This window comes from Halodesulfovibrio oceani subsp. galateae (genome assembly GCF_055397225.1).
The window spans coordinates 2,334,720-2,352,843 of the sequence record NZ_AP042453.1 but is presented as its reverse complement, the minus strand read 5'-3'; the positions used below and the strand labels follow the sequence as shown (position 1 = coordinate 2,352,843).

Genomic DNA, 18,124 nt, shown 5'->3' with positions numbered 1-18,124 from the left:
CGTGGCAGTAAGGTAAATATTACCGCCTTTCCAAAGCGCTGACCCGACATATTTTTCTTGGTGGCCATGGAGGTTGGGGTATACCCGATCCCATTCCGAACTCGGAAGTCAAGCCAACCATCGCCGATGATACTGCAGGGGAGCCTGTGGGAAAGTAGGTCGCTGCCAAGATTTATTTCAAAAAGCCCGTTAGCTTTATAGCTAACGGGCTTTTTCTGTTTGTATAGCTCAACCTGCTTTCCCACAGGCGATAAGAGCCGCGGCGAAGCCGAAGAGCGCCCATCGGGCGCGAGGTTTGGTCCAAGGCGGCACGCCGCAGGCCAAACTATTCTATGAAATCAAAAAGCGTTGCTGCCTGTAGAGTGGAGCTTGGTTGAGTTCTTTGCCTTTCTCTTCAATTCATCTTCGTTTCAACCATAGGTTCCATTTACCTGCTGACATTGTTTCCATTCTGATTGCTTCCACTGGCTGTCAGCTCTGACGGAATCATGACCTTAGTGCTAACTGTCGCTTGTTCGTTCAATAGATTAAGAACAGCGTAGTGTTGTTTGCATGTTAGAAAAGCCGACTATCTTAGATTACTGTTCTTGTCTTTCCTGTCTCCACTGCTTTTGCTTTTAGATCCTTTTAGCAGAATAGGCTTTTGTTGTTTTCATCTGGCTAGTAATGTCTGCTGTTCTTTTTGCTTTTGATATTCCAGTTGTTTTGACTGAGACCAAGTCCCAAGCTTCCCCTTTCCACGCTCCCGCGGGGGGACGGGGTGAGCAAGCTCCCACCCCTTTCCATTCCGCGAGCTTGAACGCGCGATCCCATGCATCCTCTTTCTGAAATCATTCACGGAATGATCATGGTGGCACAGCATTTTTCCTATGATGTACTGAATACTAAAAACAATGCCGTGAATAATCCCAGAAACGCAATATAATATAAGCCATTCTAAGTTTTTTCTAACTAACCCTACTGCTATCTTACTATTTTCAGAATGCATAACGCGATGCTTCCATCGGTACCTTTTTCCGTGATGACTTTCAGAAAATTCTCGGTGATTCAAACAAAGCTCGCTTTGCCTGATTAGACATAAAAAACAATGCCGAGAGGAAAGACCTCAATTCGAAGGCATGAATGAGGGGGAGCGCGTCTTTTCTATTGTGAGCCGTTGGATGGTTGCTTTCAAGGTCTGTGGTTGCCTCAAAGTGTTCCAATGTCAGCCGGCAAAGGGCATTCGGAGCTTGAAGCTGACCACGACCCCTCCATTCCCTACGCTTTAATACGTGATGTAGTAGGTCCTCTTTTTGAAGTTATTCATGAAATGGTCATGGAGATGTAGCATTTATCCCAGTAGTCATACTGTGCACTAAAAAAGATGCTATGAATAAACACAGAAGCGTGAAGTAAAGGGAGGGAAAATGGGCTGCGTAGTGGGCAGTACTTCCGTCCTTCGTATGCTTCTTGAGGGTGGGATATCTTAGGTTGAGCGTTGCCTTTGTATATACCTTTCGTGCCCACACCTTGAGCCTTTTTCCATTCGCTGAGCTTTACCTGCATGATGATATCGCTGCATAATGGTTCTCTGAATATTCACGAAGACCAAAAGAAGTTCACTTTGCCTACTCAGCTAGAAAAAATGATGCCGATCAAATAACTACAAAAATTTAAGTTACGAATATGAAATTGCTTTAACTGGCTAAGCATGGCGTGTTTTTCACCAAGACCAAGACCAAGACCAAGACCAAGACCAAGACCAAGACCAAAGCCCGAGCTTTTTTCATTCAATGCAAGTCATAAGAGGAGAGGGCGACGAATAGATGTGTACTACCTTATGAACGGTTTTGTTAAATCAGGGGGTAGCCGTAGTTTTTCGTCTATACGTGGAGGAGAAATAGATAAGGAGAGCATAAAATTATTGGAAATAATTAGCGATAGTAAGTAACCAGAAAGAACAAAGTACTTTTTATTTGTAGGTGATGAAATTGTATTACACACCCTGTGGAACAAAGATTATTTCTCTTCCATAATGTTAATGAGTACGTTTAGTGCTGCAAGGCTTCTATTACTTTTTGTGCATAACTACTGAGTACAACATTTCATATAACGTGTTCGAAGGTTCTATATGGCTGTTCCAATAATAACAGTGTTACATTCCATAGATATTACATCTTTTTAATTCGAAATACATCTAACCGCCTTGCGTACACAGTGTTGATGTGATTAGGTATACGAAGGGAGTGTATGTTATATGAATTCGAATTTTGTTCTATCTCATGCTATTAAGGAAGCAAGTGAGCCGTTGGCTTTGCCAAACGGTGAAACTGTTTCTATTCTTACTGTTCGGGCTGTGGAGACTTTTTCTAAGGCAGAAGGAACTCCATTTATTGAAATTGAAAAAGCAGCGTTGGAACAAGAAATTTTTCCAGAAAGATATGTTCGAAATTTTTCGATTATTTCGATGAAGGATCAACATAAGCTACTCAGCTCCAAAGCCTTTGTTGTTGGCCTTGGTGGCTTGGGTGGACATGTTATTGAGCAGTTGGCTCGACTTGGTGTGGGAACTATAGTTGGAGCCGATGGTGATTTTTTTGAGCCAACCAATTTAAATCGTCAATTAAATGCTACCTTTGAATCTCTAGGTGAAAAGAAAGCGAAAAGAGCTGAGAAACGCCTGCGTTGCGTGAATCCTACTATTAACTTTATTGGCGTTGACCACTTTTTACGCGGTGATGCTCTTATTGATTATGCAAAACATGTCGATATTGTAGTTGATTGTCTCGGTGGATTGGAGACACGCCTTGATTTGCAAAAGGCAGCTACAGTTTGTAATGTTCCTTTGGTTACCGCTGCTGTTGCTGGTTTAAGCGGGTACGTTGGAACTATTATGCCAGGAAAGACTGGTCCGGCAGAACTACTGGGTACTGGCAGTGCTGCTGAAGATGTGCTTGGTACTCCAGCTCCTTTAGTTGCGATGGCAGCCTCTCTACAAGCTAATGAAGTTCTTAAAACGCTATGTTGGAATACTCCTTCAGAATCACTTCTTTTCTATGATTTAATGGACATGAATTTTCAAAATGTAACGCTGTAATAGCCTGCATTGTACCTTTATGGATGACGTATGACAGAAGAAGCTAAACGAGCAGAACAAGTCGCTGCTGTTTCTAGAGTTACTTGGGTAGGGCTTATTGTTAACGTCCTTCTTGCCGCAGTAAAGATAGTTGCGGGTATTATGGGTAACAGTAGAGCCGTTACCGCGGATGGTATTCACAGTCTTTCTGATCTGGTGACGGATGTTTCTTTACTGGTTGGGGTTCGAATGTGGACTGCACCTCCAGATGATGCACACCCGTACGGACACCAGCGATATGAAACACTGATTACCGCCGGAATTGGGCTTCTGCTAGCCGCCGTTGCCATCGGTATTGTTGTTGATGCGTCTATTGCATATTCTGAGCAACATTTACGACACGTAAAGCTCGTGGCTCTGTGGGCTGCTTTGGCTTCGATTATTGTGAAAGAAATTTTGTACAGATGGACAGCGCATTACGGTCGGCTGCATAAGGCTCCATCAGTTGTGGCTAACGCGTGGCACCATCGCAGTGATGCACTTAGCTCTATTCCTGCAGGTGCGTCTGTACTTGTTGCGCTGTTGTTTCCGGAATTGCATTGGGTAGATCTTGTGGGTTCAATCATTGTAGCGTTCTTTATTATGCATGCAGCTTGGGAAGTTACAATGCCTGCTGTGAACGAACTGGTTGATAAGGGTGTTTCAACGGATACTGTTGACAGCTTGAAACGGTTGGCAGCATCTGTCGAAGGAGTAAAGGACGTACACAAGGTGCGAACTCGTTATCAGGGGCTTGCAGTGTTTGTTGATCTGCATATTTCTGTCGATGGTGCTATTTCCGTAGAGGAAGGCCATGCAATCGCAGATAAAGTTGAGTCACTACTTCAAAGCAGCGAGTTCGATGTTGCAGATGCACTTGTGCATGTCGATCCGCATGTAGCAGAAAGTCGACCTCAGCAGCGTAGGACGCGCAGGCGTGGACAATCATTATAGTACGTAATTAAAAAAAAAGAGCCGAAGCAAAAATGCTTCGGCTCTTTTTTTTTAATTACTGGAACTGCCTGGGCAGCCACCGCATCCACCAGATGGGCAGACAGGTTTTGATCTTGGAATTGGTTTTTTCGGCATGGCTACTTTTTCAAATTTGGCTCCGCCACCGCGCATGAGTGTGCTTGGTATACGGTCTACGCCGCTGCCTGGGATAGGGCTTGGAGCGCAAAGCATACGAACTGTGTCAGTGCTTCCGCATGCTGGGCAAGTTTCTCCGGAAGTACAGTCGGAAGAAGCAATTTCTTCGAACACTTCGTTACACTTCTGGCATTCAAAATCATAAAGAGGCATATGCGCTCTCCTAACGTAAATAAGTATTTGTATCGCTACCGACAGGTAACGTGTGTTTGAACGTTTTGGGTCTAAAAAAGCGTCTACGTGACGTAGCATTTTTGAAGACCTGCTGAAGAACTACCAAGGCATGAATGCAAAATCAAGTAACTAGCGATCAACCTTTGCGCGGATGCCTAAGACGTTTGGCAGACTCCATTGTTTATTTTCAGTATTCCAAAAATCTCCAATATAGCGTCCTGCCCAAGTGCGCGAAATTTTTGATGTCTTCAGATACATACTTGCTTCCGGCCCACCTTCAACATACATGGCGGATACCAGCTCTAGTTGAGATTCTAGAAGCCGTTTTGTAAACTTTCGTACCGTCATTGGTGTGCGGCAATGGATAAATACAATGTTACCGATGGTGTCCTTTGCGACGGCTGCAATGGACGTTTCACTAGCTTTTTCCGGCCACAAAGGTGTTCGTGATGCGGAAAAAAGTCGATAGTTTTGTATTACAGTAGAATAGTTAGGAAGCAGGTTGCTGTGCCGTTGCTGGTGTCTATCTATGATGTCTACAGCCGGAATCCCTTTTCGTGTGGGGTTTGCAACAAAGAACGATCCGAAGCTGTTGTGGATGAATCCGTTGTTCGTATGTTCTTTGTCACGCATGTACCCTGTACTTTTAGAATTGTCCGGAAGGTACATGGAGGCATTTATAAGTGCTGTAAGCTTATAGCGTGCTGCCCATTGTTCCGGAGTGAAGGAATCGCCTTCCTTGGAACGCATGAGCAGCATGAATTCATAGTCATTGGGAGAAATGCGCAGGGCGGTAATCGCAGGAGAAGTAAGGTCGCCGTTTTCTACAGGAATTTCAGCCAAAGACAATCCTTTGGCAACTGTAGTCCAGCTGACCTCAGCTTTAAGCGGAAGAGTTGAGATGCAAACTAGAATGAAAGCAGCTACAACTAGAAGTGCTATGCGACGGTAGTAAATCATTTAGGATACGTTAAGGTATCTACTAAGTAGTTGTTTATTCCACGCTTGCGTTGGTGCTTCGTTTTAAGAACGTGATAAAACAGAAGCCGGCAAGGGCAAAAAATGGAATCGCAGGCAAAAAGCCTTGCTGAAAAATTGCGACAAAAGCAATGGTTATCGAAATGTACGGTGCAAGCCAGTTAAGCATAAAAGTCAAAACTTTTCCAGCTGTTCCCTGTGGAGAACGAATTAGTACAAAAGCTGCAAGAGCAACAACTGCAACCAAATAGATAATCTGCCAAGCATGCATGAGAAGTACAGCCCCTTTATGTAAGTTCTATGTTTTTCTTACATGTTTAATACTCCTCACTGGAAGGTCTGTCTACTCGAAACTAAATGACTATATTTAAATATTGACATATCAAGTTCTCTTGATATATAAAGGGTCATCACATGATGAAAATGTGAAACTGGGTTGTTTAAATAGAAATGTTGAGGGTAGTTTTGTGAAAATTATTGATGCCATTCAGAGTCAGAGTAAGCCTTTTTATTCGCTTGAATTTTTTCCACCGAAAGAGAGAAAACAGTGGGATTCTTTTTTCGCTACCGTGGATCGCTTGAAGGCGCTTAATCCATTGTTCGCATCTGTAACGTATGGTGCAGGTGGTTCTACACAGGATAACACCCTCGAAATTACTTCACGCATGAAGCATGATGCCGGTATCGAACCAATGGCACATCTTACTTGTGTAGGTGCTTCAAAAGAAAAAATAAACGGGTTTATTAATAAGCTGCGGGAAGCTGACGTACATAACGTATTAGCTTTGCGTGGTGATTGCCCTGCTGATGAAAAATTTAGTTGGACGGACCAGCAGTTTAGATACGCGTCTGATCTCGTAGAGCTTGTGAGTAATGAACATCCGGATTTCGGTGTTTCCGTTGCGGGGTATCCTGCTGCCCATCCGGAATCTCAAACTTTTGCAGATGATCTGCACTACACACGCGTTAAAATTGATGCAGGCAGTGACTTTGTTGTTACTCAGCTGTTCTTTGATGTTCGTGAATATTTTGATTTTGTTTCACGCCTGCGAAGCAACGGAATTAATAAGCCTGTAATCCCGGGCATCCTTCCTATTCAATCTCTTGGTTCCATCCGTCGTATTTTAACTTTGTGCGGTGCAAATATTCCAGGTCAGCTCTATCTTTCTTTGGAAGAAGCAAATGCAAAGGGTGGGGATGAGGCTGTAAAAGAGGCCGGATTGAAATTTGCCGTGAACCAGATTCGACAGCTTGTTGATGGCGGTGCACCTGGCATCCATCTTTATACGCTTAACAAAGCGGACATGTGTCTGGAATTAGCAGACAGAGCAAATTTATAAGATCATTTTCTGCGGTGGGCATATATCTGCCCACCGCAGAAAATATTAATCAAAAGAAAGAACCAGTTCATCAAACGACTTACGTTTTTTGATCGGTAAAATTTCTGCATTCTTTGCGTGATAGCCAACAGACATCAGTAGTGGAATCCAATAGTTATCTGGAATATTAAATTCTTTTTTCACTGCGTCATGATCAAACCCGTCCATTGGGTGTGTTTGAATTCCTTTAGCCGTGGCTGCATACATTAAAGACATGGCAAAGAACCCCGCATTTTTTACGGCAAATGCCAGCTCGAAATCTCGAGACTGACCGTAAAGGCGTCCGCATACGCCGTAAAACCAATCTTTTTGTTCCTCCTTCAATTCCCCGTCACTCAATTTATGATTTAGTACGATGTTAAAAGCATCGTTCTCTTTAGCCCACGCTTTAGTATCTGCAAGAACTATGAGTGTGACAGGTGCTTCGCTGACTTTCGGTTGATTCATTGCAAGTTTTTGCAAGCGCATTTTTTCGTCTTTATCTCGCAGTATCATGAGGTTCCATGGCTGCAGATTAAAGCTTGATGGAGAATGTGTTGCGTCTTCCACTAGCTCTCTAAGCAATGCATCCGGCACATCCCGTTCCGAATCAAAAAAATTGATTGCCCGTCTATTCTGCAACATCTGCTTAAATTTATTTTCCATAATATACTCCTGTAATAATCTAAAAGTCGAAGCATGAATTGTACTATGGTTTGAATGAACTTGCTGGAATAGTATAACACTATAGTTATCATGCAAAGAATATTACCGGAGAGATACACTTTTTCTGAATAAGCGGCAGAAGTCCGTTGTATTCTGAAAGGAGATGTACAGTGAAAGAACTGCGAATTCTTGTGGCATATGATGCCAGTCAGAGTGCTCGTGAAGCCCTCAGGTATTGTCGGGAATTAATGGAGCTGATCGCGGACAAGTGCGGAGGAAGATATTCTATTCTGGTGCTGACGGTAGAGCAGTTGCCATCTTGTTCTCTTTTTCCTGATACAAGCGCTTGGAAAAATGAATGTGCCAAGGCACATGAAAAGCAAATGCGATTACACGACAAGATAGTGGAAGAATTAAAGCATTCCGAGCTTGACCCTGCATGTGTCGTGAATAAATTTGTTACACTGGATGAACGTGATGAGCCGTTGGAAGATACGGAACGGAAGCGCTTGATCGCCAAAACTATTTTGAAAGAATTAAAGAAAGGAAATTATAGCACGCTGGTAATGGGGCGACGTGGAGTTACCCGTAGCGATGCCTACTTGTTCGGCAGCGTATCTCAGCATCTTTTGCAGGGAGCAAAGAAGTGCGTAATATGGATGTTATGTCGATAAAAAAAGCCCACCAACCGGTGGGCTTTTTACGATACTTTACTTAGGCATGGCGATGACTCGCCACGGCAGATATTTCTGCGATTTCTCGTTGTTGGCATCTGTAACATATCGAACATTATCAATGGTAACGACGACAGGTTTAAAGATTGGTTCCTGAGCTGGGGTCAGGATTCTGAATGTGGGATTATCTGTTTGGATAATCTGTACAATAGAGTTGGAAACTTGATATCTGTTCCACTGCATCCATGAAAGCATGCACAGGAGGATGATAGTAGTAATAACTCCGGTGAATCCTAAGAAGCCACCTACGCGCAGAGTGCGGCGTAAAAACATAAATAATAAAATGAAAGCAAGACCAAACAACATCCAGTCTTGTCCCACCACGAGTACCAGTTCATTCCATGACATTGGGCTTATCCTCTTTGATAATCATCTAACTAAAAGTCTACGTGCGAATGTCATAGTTTGCAAGTCGCTGGCATTAGTTCCTGTAGAGAAGTTTGTCTGTATCCAGATACGAGGTTACAGCTTTTTCAAACTTATCCAGCAAACGGGTGCGATATTTTACTTTATGAGTAACAGAGTAGAAGTAACGGCTGATTGGTGGCCCCTTGATTTCAATAGGGAACACTTCGCCATTATCCAGTTCTCTCTGAATCGCAAACGGAGACATACAGGAAATCGTGTTCGGGTTGTGTAAAATACGTTTAATAGATTCAGTGTGATCTAATTCCAGTACCACATTAAGCTTGTTCATTAACGGACCCATGTACTCTTCAAGAGCGTCTCGAACTCCGGCACCCGATTCTCGGATAATCCATTTTTTATCGAGCAAGTCTTCAATGTCGTACGGTCCGTTTTTAGCCAGCTTCTCATCTGTGGACACAATGATGAGATCGTCCTCGCAAAGGCGAGTATAGATAAGAAGTTTGTTAGGAATTTCTTTTTCCACCAGTCCAAGATCAACGTCGCCGTTTTCTACCTTTGTTATGATAGCCTGCGGATTGGAGAAGACAGTTTCAATGGTGACTTTGTTATACGAGTCTGAAACTTCAAAAAGAATTTGCGGTAGTATGTAGTCGGCAATAGTTGACGAGGCTCCTACTTTCAGAATGCCTGTAAGCAAATCTCCTTCAAACGAATGAAGTACGTTATGGAAGTTTTCCATAACAGGCTCGAGATTTTGTAGCAGTAACCGCCCGTTAGAGTTCAAGCTCAGTCTACGGTTGAGACGATCAAAAAGCTGAACCCTAAGTTCCTGTTCCAGTCCTTTAATGGCAACTGAAACAGCAGATTGGGTGAGGAAATGCTCTTTCGCCACAACAGAAATGTTAGGCGTTTTGGCAAGGGAAAGGAAAAGTTCTAGCTGTCGAAAGTTCATGAGTCCTCCATACCTAGTCCAAGACTACGAGGATTTGGTATGATAGTCAAAATAGTCTGCAAATTATTCCATAGAAAACGAGTAAGTGCTAACATTGTAGCACATGCTCATTCTAAAAAAGGCTACCGTGCAAGTCGTGTAATACGGTATATTGCATTAAAGACGTAATAATCCCTCTGCAGCAAGCAGTACTGCAGAGGGATTACACATAAATTTTTGTAGTAGCCGGACTGTTGAAACGCTCTCAAAAGACGTAAGGAAGAGCATCAAGTAAGAACGTCAGTTTCATTTTTGAGAAAACAGTGGCGGCAAAAGCCACTTTACGCTGATTATTCCATAGTGCAATCAAAAAATATTTATGGAGATAATGAGGTGGGTTGATATAAAATATAACAGCTGTACTTGAGAGAAGTTTTATACTCAAACTTCCGCTGTTTATGTAGTAGCTGCAATTGGTACAGGGTAGCAGAGCAGAAAAGTATAGAAATAATTGTAGAAGTAACTAGGTAAAATACGATGAAAAACCGCAATCCCCGCGAGTATTCGTCTTGACTGACCAGGCAGTTGGGATTAGCTATGCAGTACGAGTGTATGCTGAAATTACTAGACCCGTTTTGCATGTGTGGCGTGCAACGGGAGATTATCTTTTACTATATATTATAAGGTCATAGAAAAATATGCATGATGACGTGATACAACTGCGTGACGAATTAGTAGAAACCGCATTAGAAGCGTTACTGGATTCCGGTTATCAGAATGTTCGTACCTACGGGTTTGAAGGATATGATGAACCTGAAGAAGTAAACGGCTTTATGCCGGAGTTGCAGGCAACAAACAGAAAGAACGTTAAATTTATTTTTGACGTTGTTACAAAAGACTTTTTTGCACTGCCAGAAACCGCTCAGCGCTTCAAAGCATTTGCAGATCATGCAGATGGTCACGATATTCAGTTTGTCGTCATCGTTCCGGAAGGTGAAGAAGGATTCGCAAGTGCTTTTATCGAAGATATTGAAATCTCCGAAGAAAGCATCGAAATTTGGGAAGCCTAGCCCCTTCGGTTGTCGAACGGTCCCCATTCGTTCGACATGCAGTGTTTTTCAGCTGGGGGAGAGATGTCTGTAACTATTGGGATTAATGGATTCGGCCGAATTGGCCGGTATCTGACCCGCCTACTCTCCGGACATGAGAACTTGCGCCTTGTAACGGTTAACGATCTCATGTCCGCTGAAGATGCGACGCATCTATTACGGTACGATTCTGTTCATGGTCGTTTCATGGACGCCAAAAGTGTTGAGGGCGGCTTTATGCTGAACGGCTCTTTTGTGTCCGCTACCCAGAAAGCTCATCATGAGTGGGACTGGAGCGAGTGTGACATCGTAATAGAAGCGGCAGGCTGTTTTGCAGCCCGCGAACATTGTCAGCAACATATGGCTAGTGGCGCTAAAAAGGTGATTGTTGCCTGTCCTGCGCCATCAGCAGATGTAACTATTGTTATGGGTGTAAACGAGCAGGATCTGCGCGCGGACCACCACATTATTTCAAATGCATCGTGTACCACAAACTGTCTGGCACTCCCGTTACACCAATTGCATAAGCATTTTGGTGTAAAACGAGGGTACATGACAACCATCCATCCGGCTACGCAACGTCAGATGCTGCTGGATGATGATTACCCAGATCTTCGTCGCGCCCGTGCGTGTCATATGAATATGCTTCCCACCCCTGTAGGTACTACAGAAACGGTGGCAGAAGTTATTCCGGACATGAAAGGAAGACTGCAGGGGATTGCTTTCCGTGTTCCTACATTAAGTGTGGCAATGATCGACTGTGTTTTCGAACTGGAAAAGTCGACCACTGTAGACGCTGTGAACAAGGTGCTGCGTGAAGCAGCAAACGAGCATCTCGGGTACACAGAAGAACCGCTTGTTTCGTGCGATTTTAATGGTTCCACGTTTGGTTCTGTTGTTGATGGGCAGTTGACTGCACTTCAGGATGGAACAATGCTTAAGCTGGTAGCGTGGTACGATAATGAAGCCAGTTTCTCTAACCAGCTTCTGCGACTTACTGAAAAAGTAGCAGGAATGGTGGAAGAAGATAGAGCACTGAAGGGTGAAATCTCCTCAGCGGTCTAGCTGTACATGGTAACAAGTTGTTAGAATAAAAAAATCTGCCTGAGAGGGCAGATTTTTTTATTATCTATGGTCTGTTGCGCCCCTTGCTTCTTGCTAAGGAAAGTGATTAGGATTGAATGTATGAATATAGTGTATCCACCATCACGATATGCCGGACTGGAGATTCTCTCCTGTGCTGGAGGGCATCAGTTTCGCGAGCATTTACATGATGCGTACGTGCTGTGGCTTAATTCAAAAACTGGTGAACACTATACGGTAAATGGTGGCAACAAATTATTGCAGACGGGTGCTGTCAGTTTGATTGAACCGGGAGTTCCTCACGCCAACCGATCCTGTGATGAACACGACAGTCATTTGCGAAGTTTTTATTGTACGGAAGAATTTTTTCAGCAGCAGTATACGCATATCTACGAAACAGAATACGTGGCTCCGCTGGGAAACAGAGTTTTAGAACACGCAGGACTGTGGCAAAATCTTACTGTTTTTCACGAGTACATGCTTGGCGTACAGGACGATTTGCAAGCAGATGAACTTGTTCTTAACACCTTCTCCCGATTTTTTATTGAATGCGGGGGGCGGAGCCTGAAGCCGGTGCGGGATATGGGGGACAAGCGTGTTTCAATTGCTATTGAGTACTTCCACGCTCACCTCGATTTTCCCATTCTTTTGGAAGAACTTGCAACTATGCTTGGCTGTACAAGCTATCATTTGATTCGGTTATTTCGCCTGCAAAAAGGTATGACTCCACATGCTTACCTTACACAACTGCGTTTGGAAAAAGCCCGTAATCTTATAGACGGTGGCGTGGCTCTTTCCGATGCCGCAATGCAGGCAGGGTTATCTGACCAAAGCCATCTTACCCGACAGTTTAAGAAACGATATGGAGTTACTCCGGGACAATACAAGAAACAGCGCCTGCTTGTGTAGTCCGTAATCGTGTCAGTTTTATTCAAGACGACAACATCCTCTTTGCTTATTCTTCATGAACAAAGCCAAGGGGATTTTTTTATGAAATATTATCTGTACGCATTCGGAGCGATTTTGTGTTGGGCTAGCCTGCCGGCAGCTACCGGTTCCGGCTTGAAAGGTATGAATATTGAGACGCTTCTTGTCATCAGTTTTACCAGTGCAGCTTTGTTTTTATATGCACAGGATGTTCTCCTGACCCGATCATTTAAAATATACATTCCCGATGTAAAAGTGACATTGTTAGGCCTGTGGGGAATATTTGGGTACCACTATGTCTATTACAATGCTCTTAACAATACTCCGCTTGCAGAAGCAGCTATTTTAACAACCACTTGGTCATTTTGGATCGTCGTTTTTTCTGCCGTTTTGCTCTTCAGGAAATTAAAATTCAGCATACTCCTGACGGCAATTGCAGGAATGGCGGGAGCGGCATTAGTGATTGCAGCGGGGAAAGAACTTGTCATAAGTATACAGTATATGCAGGGGTATATGTTATCTCTTGCATGTGGACTTATTTGGGCAAGTTTTTCAGTCGGCTTGTCTTATCTAAGAGGCAGGCAGAACCCCATGACAGCATTTACTGTGTATGCTGCTGTATTGTCTGCAATGCTATATATGAGTAGTCCCGTTCAGCCGTTCCCGTCCTCACAAAATATTTTTGCTGCTATCTACTTGGGATGCGTACCGCTGGGGCTTTCTTTCTACTTGTGGAGTCAGGCTGTAAGAGGAGGCAATATGGTTGTTATTGGCTTCTTGAGTTATTTGACGCCACCTCTTGCAGTCCTGCTTGTGGCAATAGTGCACGGGGAAGCGGTCTCTTGGCAGGTTGTTGTGGGGATGATGGTCATAATTGCAGCATCAATCGGTGGAAAGCTTACGTTAGAAACAAAAGAGGAGAGGTAGATATGGAAACAATTACTTGGAATGAATTTGAAAAAGTGGAATTACGCGTAGGTAAAATCCTCTCTGCTGAAGTTTTTAAAGAGGCGCGTAAGCCTGCTTATGTACTGCAGATTGATTTTGGAGAAGAAATCGGACTGCGAAAATCCAGTGCGCAAATTACAAAGCATTATACACCGGAAGAATTGGTAGGGCGTCTCATAATGGCGGTGGTAAATTTTCCTAAAAAGCAGATTGGCCCTATCATGTCAGAATGTCTTGTGACCGGTTTTGCGGATGAAGATGGTGAGATAGTTTTATGCGGGGTAGACAAGGATGTGCCACTTGGCGCGAAGCTTTGTTAGCAATATTGACTTGTGGCGTATGAGTGGCTGTAGGTGTGATCTACATAGATAGGTAACGGAAGAACAGCGAGCTATTGAATGTGATGCTTCTGTAGGGAAAAGTAATAAAAAAGAGGGTAGCGCACAGTGCGTTACCCTCTTTTAGTTGAGTACGAATATTACAACGGGTTGGCTGTTCCATTTTTCTCTAAATGTACAACCATGACTGGAGTGCTGGATTTGGCAATGACGCCTTGAGCGACACTACCAGCAAAAAAACTGCCGATTCGGGAATGCCCGTATGTTCCCATAACAATCAGATCTACCTCATTTGCAAATTGTAGAATGGTGCTGACAGGATGTCCGGTATGCACATGCACACTGGTGGCAACTCCTGCTGCTTCTAATTCGTACTTGTAATGCACGTAGGCAGATTCAATACGTTCCTTTGCATGCTTCATACTGGCTTTAAGGACATCGTCCTTAATTTTGAGCCATGTGTCTTCGTCATAAATAGTCGCGAAGTCGAGACCGGAACCTAACGTTACATTTCGTGCCCAGTCTGGGATAACGTGCAGTAGCAGAAGGTCTGCCTGATATACTTTTGCAATGGATAACGCATACCCAAGAGCATTTTTAGCAGGCTCGGAAAGGTCTGTTGCATACAAGATTTTTCGAATTTGAGGCAGCATGGCTATCTCCGATAATCTGAAAGTTATGCTGAACGAACGATAAGTACCGGCGTAGGGCTTTTGGCAATAACACCTTGTGCTACGCTACCGACGAGAATACCGCCAATTTTGCTGTGTCCTTTGGTTCCCATAACCACGAGGTCACATTGTTTTGCGTGTTCCGTAATTTTTTTAACTGCACTGCCGGAAGAAATGATTGGCGTAAGCTTAATGTTTGCACATTGTGATTTGCCTTCAGTTAATTCGTCACATTGCTCTTGCATGAGACTGGCCACGGTTGTTTTGGCTTTTTCGGCGCCTGCATCGAGTAGTACTTTTAATGTCTTATCATCATATACAGCAGCAAAGTCGAATCCGGAGTTCAGGTACACCTGATCTTTCATATCTGGGAGTACATGGAGCATAACGAGTTCTGCATTATATTTTTCTGACAGACTGATGGCGTAGCGCAGGGCTGCTCCGGCATCATCGGAAAGGTCAGTGGCAAGAAGAATCTTATTAATTTCCGGGAGCATGGTAATCTCCTTGTTTAGTTGTTCTCGTAAAAAATAGTGTGGATATAACCTGCATACAGACGAAGGTTTCACACAGAGGGCATATATGGTTTCAGTGTACATCAACTAAAAAAAACTCCAATGATACGGTCGAACCTGTATTGGAAAACGCGCAAAGCTTGCAAAAATGCTTTTTTTACGGTTGAATCGCTGTCTTGAATTTATTCGGAGAGGAGAACGTATGAAATTACGTACGATACTACTGAGCATGGCAATTGTGCTTGGTATGACTTCTGTTGCTGTAGCAGAAGAGATTGGTTCCGTAAGCACTGTTTTTAAGGTGCTTGGCGCTAACGATAAGATTGTTATAGAAGCTTTTGATGATCCAGATATTGACGGGGTTACCTGTTACTTGAGCCGTGCAAAAAAAGGCGGAGTAAGTGGATCATTAGGGCTTGCGACAGATACATCAGATGCTTCTGTTGATTGTGTCCAAATTGGGCCGATTAGTATTCCGGCACGTATACGAGCTGGTAAAGAAGATGGTGAAGACGTATTTAGAAAACGTACTTCATTGCTTTTTAAGACAATGCAGGTTGTGCGTTTCTACGATGCTAAGCGAAATGTGCTTGTGTACCTCTCCTATAGTGACCGTGTGGTAGAAGGTTCGCCTAAAAACTCAATATCCACGGTTCCCGTACTTCCTTGGGGCAAATAATATGTCTGGATACAAAGGAACTTTCGCCGCGATCGATTTTGAAACAGCTGATGCTAAACGCGACAGTGCCTGCGCTGTTGCGGTTGTGCGGGTAGAAGATGGTGAGATTGTAGATAGCCTGTACCGTCTGGTTCAGCCGCCGCGAAGCAATTTCAGCCCGTTCTGCGTACGCGTACATAATATTCGCTGGAAAGATGTTGAAAACGAGCCTGTGTTTGCAGATATCTGGCCGCAGTTCACTCCACTGTTCGAAGGAGTAGATTTTGTGGCAGCACACAATGCATCATTTGACCGCTCTGTTCTTTCTGCCTGTCTTACCGCGGCTGGAATGCCAGTAGCGGATGAGCGCTTTTTGTGCACTGTTAAGTTAGCGCGGCAAGTGTGGCCGGAGTTAGTAAACCACAAGTTGAATACCGTATCCGGTCATTTAGGCATTACGCTTCAGCATCACCACGCTGGTTCAGATGCAGAGGCATGTGCCCGCATCGCTATTGAAGGGTTGCGGTTGAATCCTCAATTTGCAGCTTTGAACGCGCGGTAGCGTTAAACTTGCAGAAATTTCACTTTCCCTTTACATCCATTGCGGATTACCTGTCACATTAAGGAACTCCTTTGGTGTGACTACGCGCATCAACCACATTTATGTTGCTTTTTTAACACCATATGATGGCAGCATTGTAATATACTACGACTTTTGGTTTTAAGTCGCTTGGCGTTGACTGCGCTTTACTGTACAAATGCACAGGTTTTATTATGAAAAAATATCGTGATCATTACTTCTTGCAGGCGAAAAAAGATAATTACCCTGCAAGATCAGTATATAAGCTGAAAGAAATTGATAAGCGTTTTGCTATCTTTTCCAAGGGCATGAAGGTGCTTGATCTTGGCGCTGCTCCAGGTTCCTGGTCTTTAGGCGCTGCTGAGAAAGTTGGTACGCAAGGACTTGTTATCGGTGCTGATATTCAGACCACTGAAACAGTCTTTCCGCCAAACGTTCGCTTTATGCAGGAAAACGTCTTTGAGCGTTCTCAGGAATTTGAAGACGTACTTGCTGAAATCATGCCGTTTGATGTTGTGATCAGCGATATGGCGCCTAATACAACAGGCCATAAATTTACAGACCAAGCTCGTTCTGCCGAGCTTTGTTATGAAGCGCTTAACGTGGCTTGCTATTGCCTTAAGCCTGAAGGCAGCTTCATTGTAAAAATATTTATGGGACCTGACGTAGAACAGTACGCAAAAAGCATGCGTAAGTATTTCAAAACAGTGAAGTCTTTTAAGCCTAAAAGCTCACGTGATGAAAGCAAGGAAACTTTTTATGTCGGTCTTGGATTTAATGGAAAAAAATTCGAATACGAATACTAGTCGTTAATTTTGAGTCGACTCCCTTTGATTTTTGGCACCCAGAATGGTTGTGGGTGTATTTATTTTTATTGTTCCAGTTGCAGTGCGTTAGCTGCAACGACGTAAGGAGGAATCATGGCTGGACATAGTAAATGGGCTAACATTAAGCATCGTAAAGGTCGTCAGGACGCTGTTCGTTCTAAGCAGTTCACTCGCGCAGCAAAAGAAATCATCATTGCTGCTAAAGTAAGTGGCGATATTGCTAACAACCCGCGCCTTCGTTCTGCTATTGCTGCTGCTAAGGCAGTAAACCTGCCTAAAGATAAGATTGATAACGCAATCAAAAAAGGTACCGGCGAACTCGCTGGTGGCGATATCCATGAAATTAACTACGAAGGATACGGCCCTGGTGGCGTAGCTATCCTTATTGAAGTTGCTTCAGATAACAAAAACCGCATCGTTGCTGAAATGCGCCACACCTTGAACAAAGGTAATGGTAACATGGGCGAAGCTGGTTCCGTTGCTTGGATGTTCGACAACAAAGGTCAGATCATTATCAAGAAAGAAGCTGTTACTGAAGAACAGGTAATGGATATCGGTCTTGAAGCTGGCGCAGAAGATATTATCGAAGAAAATGAAGAATGGGATATCCGTTGTGAACCAACTGACATGGAAGCTGTTCGCGCCGCTTTCGAAGCAGCTGGCATTACAATCGAATCTGCTGAAATGGCAAAAATTCCTCAGAACACTATCGAACTCGATGTTGAAGGCGCAAAAAAAATGCTCCGTCTTATCGATCTTCTTGAAGAGAACGACGACGTACAGAACGTGTTCACCAACATGGACGTTTCTGACGACGTAATGGCTGAACTTAACGCTGAGTAAGTTTTAGCTGTTCATAACGCGGGCTTTTTATGCCTGCGGCGCTGGAGTGTTTGTGCCTCCGGCGGGCAAGGGGCCAGCCCCTTGCATCCCCGCAAGAGGGACGCCCTCTTGACTGCGATTATGCGAGTAACTTGTTTTTTTGAAGTCGGTTTAGGCTTTAAGCAAGTTTTCGTAATTGCAAAGAATGAATGAT

General features: G+C 43.8%; 22 protein-coding genes and 1 rRNA gene. 14 read left to right on the top strand and 9 right to left on the bottom strand.

Translation table 11 applies throughout. From position 1 onward, the window contains the following. Positions 1-56: 56 nt before the first annotated feature. Positions 57-171: ribosomal RNA gene (gene rrf, locus ACZ5V1_RS10635) — 5S ribosomal RNA — on the top strand. 1,440 nt (positions 172-1,611) lie between these two features. On the opposite strand, the gene ACZ5V1_RS10630 is transcribed toward rrf, so the two are convergent. Then, positions 1,612-1,773, bottom strand: coding sequence for a hypothetical protein (locus ACZ5V1_RS10630; RefSeq protein ID WP_464388823.1), 162 nt, complete (start codon positions 1,771-1,773; stop codon positions 1,612-1,614). A 463-nt stretch (positions 1,774-2,236) separates the two neighbouring features. Between ACZ5V1_RS10630 and ACZ5V1_RS10625 the strand changes: the two genes are divergently transcribed. Together ACZ5V1_RS10625 and ACZ5V1_RS10620 are read left to right on the top strand one after the other, a co-directional pair. Next, positions 2,237-3,076 (top strand): HesA/MoeB/ThiF family protein, encoded by an 840-nt coding sequence (locus tag ACZ5V1_RS10625; protein ID WP_464388822.1) that lies wholly within the window; start codon positions 2,237-2,239, stop codon positions 3,074-3,076. Positions 3,077-3,106: 30 nt separating this feature from the next. Beyond that, a complete protein-coding gene (locus tag ACZ5V1_RS10620) occupies positions 3,107-4,048 on the top strand; it encodes a cation diffusion facilitator family transporter (protein WP_464388821.1) in 942 nt (313 codons plus the stop codon). A 51-nt stretch (positions 4,049-4,099) separates the two neighbouring features. Here ACZ5V1_RS10620 and ACZ5V1_RS10615 read toward each other — a convergent pair whose 3' ends face one another. From ACZ5V1_RS10615 to ACZ5V1_RS10605, 3 genes are all read right to left on the bottom strand, one after another. Next, positions 4,100-4,396 (bottom strand): FmdB family zinc ribbon protein, encoded by a 297-nt coding sequence (locus ACZ5V1_RS10615; RefSeq protein WP_464388820.1) that lies wholly within the window; start codon positions 4,394-4,396, stop codon positions 4,100-4,102. A gap of 150 nt (positions 4,397-4,546) precedes the next feature. Further along, positions 4,547-5,377 carry a phosphodiester glycosidase family protein gene (locus tag ACZ5V1_RS10610; RefSeq protein ID WP_464388819.1) on the bottom strand — a complete coding sequence of 277 codons (831 nt, stop codon included), beginning with the start codon at positions 5,375-5,377 and terminating at the stop codon, positions 4,547-4,549. Positions 5,378-5,411: 34 nt separating this feature from the next. Further along, positions 5,412-5,666 (bottom strand): hypothetical protein, encoded by a 255-nt coding sequence (locus tag ACZ5V1_RS10605; RefSeq protein ID WP_464388818.1) that lies wholly within the window; start codon positions 5,664-5,666, stop codon positions 5,412-5,414. A 196-nt stretch (positions 5,667-5,862) separates the two neighbouring features. On the opposite strand from ACZ5V1_RS10605, the gene metF reads away from it, so the two are divergent. After that, positions 5,863-6,735: a methylenetetrahydrofolate reductase [NAD(P)H] gene (gene metF, locus ACZ5V1_RS10600; RefSeq protein WP_464388817.1), complete on the top strand. Its 873-nt coding sequence runs from the start codon at positions 5,863-5,865 to the stop codon at positions 6,733-6,735. A 45-nt stretch (positions 6,736-6,780) separates the two neighbouring features. Here metF and ACZ5V1_RS10595 read toward each other — a convergent pair whose 3' ends face one another. Next, positions 6,781-7,419: a nitroreductase family protein gene (locus ACZ5V1_RS10595; RefSeq protein WP_464388816.1), complete on the bottom strand. Its 639-nt coding sequence runs from the start codon at positions 7,417-7,419 to the stop codon at positions 6,781-6,783. A 170-nt stretch (positions 7,420-7,589) separates the two neighbouring features. Here ACZ5V1_RS10595 and ACZ5V1_RS10590 point away from each other — a divergent pair, with 170 nt between their 5' ends. Beyond that, the gene (locus ACZ5V1_RS10590) at positions 7,590-8,093 is read left to right on the top strand and encodes a universal stress protein (protein WP_464388815.1); all 504 of its coding nucleotides are present in this window, start codon (positions 7,590-7,592) and stop codon (positions 8,091-8,093) included. A gap of 36 nt (positions 8,094-8,129) precedes the next feature. On the opposite strand, the gene ACZ5V1_RS10585 is transcribed toward ACZ5V1_RS10590, so the two are convergent. Then, a complete protein-coding gene (locus ACZ5V1_RS10585; protein WP_464388814.1) occupies positions 8,130-8,501 on the bottom strand; it encodes a hypothetical protein in 372 nt (123 codons plus the stop codon). A gap of 73 nt (positions 8,502-8,574) precedes the next feature. Further along, positions 8,575-9,474 (bottom strand): LysR substrate-binding domain-containing protein, encoded by a 900-nt coding sequence (locus ACZ5V1_RS10580; RefSeq protein WP_464388813.1) that lies wholly within the window; start codon positions 9,472-9,474, stop codon positions 8,575-8,577. Positions 9,475-10,151: 677 nt separating this feature from the next. Between ACZ5V1_RS10580 and ACZ5V1_RS10575 the strand changes: the two genes are divergently transcribed. From ACZ5V1_RS10575 to ACZ5V1_RS10555, 5 genes are all read left to right on the top strand, one after another. Continuing rightward, the gene (locus ACZ5V1_RS10575; protein ID WP_464387064.1) at positions 10,152-10,523 is read left to right on the top strand and encodes a hypothetical protein; all 372 of its coding nucleotides are present in this window, start codon (positions 10,152-10,154) and stop codon (positions 10,521-10,523) included. A 63-nt stretch (positions 10,524-10,586) separates the two neighbouring features. Continuing rightward, complete coding sequence (locus tag ACZ5V1_RS10570) at positions 10,587-11,606, top strand: type I glyceraldehyde-3-phosphate dehydrogenase (RefSeq protein ID WP_464388812.1); 1,020 nt, start codon at positions 10,587-10,589, stop codon at positions 11,604-11,606. Positions 11,607-11,726: 120 nt separating this feature from the next. Next, positions 11,727-12,533: a helix-turn-helix domain-containing protein gene (locus ACZ5V1_RS10565; RefSeq protein WP_464388811.1), complete on the top strand. Its 807-nt coding sequence runs from the start codon at positions 11,727-11,729 to the stop codon at positions 12,531-12,533. An 81-nt stretch (positions 12,534-12,614) separates the two neighbouring features. Then, a complete protein-coding gene (locus tag ACZ5V1_RS10560) occupies positions 12,615-13,478 on the top strand; it encodes a DMT family transporter (RefSeq protein ID WP_464388810.1) in 864 nt (287 codons plus the stop codon). Positions 13,479-13,480: 2 nt separating this feature from the next. After that, on the top strand, positions 13,481-13,819 hold the full coding sequence (locus tag ACZ5V1_RS10555; RefSeq protein WP_464388809.1) for a tRNA-binding protein: 339 nt from the start codon (positions 13,481-13,483) through the stop codon (positions 13,817-13,819). A gap of 158 nt (positions 13,820-13,977) precedes the next feature. On the opposite strand, the gene ACZ5V1_RS10550 is transcribed toward ACZ5V1_RS10555, so the two are convergent. Beyond that, positions 13,978-14,490, bottom strand: a complete 513-nt coding sequence (locus ACZ5V1_RS10550; protein WP_464388808.1) for a universal stress protein — start codon at positions 14,488-14,490, stop codon at positions 13,978-13,980. Between the two features lie 23 nt (positions 14,491-14,513). Continuing rightward, the gene (locus tag ACZ5V1_RS10545) at positions 14,514-15,005 is read right to left on the bottom strand and encodes a universal stress protein (protein ID WP_464388807.1); all 492 of its coding nucleotides are present in this window, start codon (positions 15,003-15,005) and stop codon (positions 14,514-14,516) included. A gap of 220 nt (positions 15,006-15,225) precedes the next feature. Between ACZ5V1_RS10545 and creA the strand changes: the two genes are divergently transcribed. The 4 genes from creA to ACZ5V1_RS10525 all read left to right on the top strand — a co-directional run bounded on the left by creA (position 15,226) and on the right by ACZ5V1_RS10525 (position 17,931). Continuing rightward, positions 15,226-15,702 (top strand): protein CreA, encoded by a 477-nt coding sequence (creA, locus tag ACZ5V1_RS10540; protein ID WP_464388806.1) that lies wholly within the window; start codon positions 15,226-15,228, stop codon positions 15,700-15,702. A 1-nt stretch (position 15,703) separates the two neighbouring features. Beyond that, on the top strand, positions 15,704-16,243 hold the full coding sequence (locus ACZ5V1_RS10535; protein ID WP_464388805.1) for a 3'-5' exonuclease: 540 nt from the start codon (positions 15,704-15,706) through the stop codon (positions 16,241-16,243). Positions 16,244-16,455: 212 nt separating this feature from the next. Then, positions 16,456-17,067, top strand: a complete 612-nt coding sequence (locus ACZ5V1_RS10530; protein ID WP_464387055.1) for an RlmE family RNA methyltransferase — start codon at positions 16,456-16,458, stop codon at positions 17,065-17,067. A 114-nt stretch (positions 17,068-17,181) separates the two neighbouring features. Next, entirely contained in the window at positions 17,182-17,931 is a 750-nt protein-coding gene (locus ACZ5V1_RS10525) for a YebC/PmpR family DNA-binding transcriptional regulator (protein ID WP_464388804.1), read from the top strand. The last annotated feature ends 193 nt before the right edge of the window (positions 17,932-18,124 follow it).